Source organism: Bartonella sp. MU70NMGDW (assembly GCF_042194085.1).
GTDB lineage: Bacteria > Pseudomonadota > Alphaproteobacteria > Rhizobiales > Rhizobiaceae > Bartonella > Bartonella grahamii.
In genome coordinates, this window is sequence record NZ_JBHIMK010000383.1 from 1 (window position 1) to 1,088 (window position 1,088).

Annotated in this window: 1 protein-coding gene; it reads left to right on the plus strand. The window is 37.4% G+C overall.

The window, feature by feature from the left end:
• Positions 1–749: 749 nt before the first annotated feature.
• Positions 750–1,088 (plus strand): response regulator transcription factor (locus ACFIKE_RS11140; protein ID WP_375649994.1); only part of this gene is annotated, 339 nt, incomplete at its 3' end.

A 1,088-nucleotide genomic window follows, 5' to 3' on the forward strand; every position in this document is an offset into this window, starting at 1 on the left:
CTTCACAGCATTGCACAAAAAACCTCTTTATGATGTATCTTTTCGGCATTGCTAAAGGCAAAGCTTACTCAACGACTATAATAAGCAACACCACGAACATCACACACAAAACCCCCTCGCACACAAATGCAACGAAAAAACAAAGCTGAACGTAGATAAAAAACAATAAAATGACCTTGAAATTCTCCTAAATAGTGCATATGTGCTAGGTGTTGCACAGTTCTCTTCACGCTTAAAAAACACATCATATTGAGTGTTCATTGTTTTGCATGTTGGATGAGAGCCCCTCATACCGCAGGATTCTCTCATTCCCAACCTGTTTATATTGAATCAATCAAAAGCTATTTGCTTGCACATTACAAGCCGAGAAACTCCCGTATGGATAAAAACTTGAAATAAAGGACTAAACATTCCTTTTATGAATCGTCTCAAGTGCCAAGGACTGTCCGCAACACCCACGAGCTGGCAAAGTGTATGATAGTGTCGGCTTGTTTCTCCATAAGCGTAAAGATGATGACACCCAATGGCTAAAACACCTTCTAGAGCATAAAAAAATGCTTCCAACCAATACATAAAACACTCTGCAGACGGAAATACCTTCTTTTCGGCAAGCAACCATAGAAATGATAAAAGTTTATTTTTTAGAGACCCTCTTTTTTTAATTTTCCTCTTTTAATTTTTCTTGCATGAAATCTCATTTTTCATGAAACTATACCAATCAGTGCATCAACATGCCTATAAGGAAAAACATGAACCACTATACTCTTTTAATCGTTGAAGACGATGATCTGCGCCCCATTTTAGTAGAACAATTGCAAATGCATCAAGAGTTTAAAATTTTCCAAGCAAAAACAGCAAAAGCGGGAATGAAAATAATCCAAGAAGAAAATATTGATCTCGCTATTTTGGGACTTGAACTTCCTGATCTTGATGGTTGCAAAGCCGTGAAACAATTACGCACCCAAGGATTTCGTGCCCCTATTATCATAATAACGAATTATGATACAGACTGCGATAATATTTTAGATCTTGAAACAGGCGCCAATGATTATGTGACAAAACCCTTTCGCTTTGCGGTGTTATTAGCG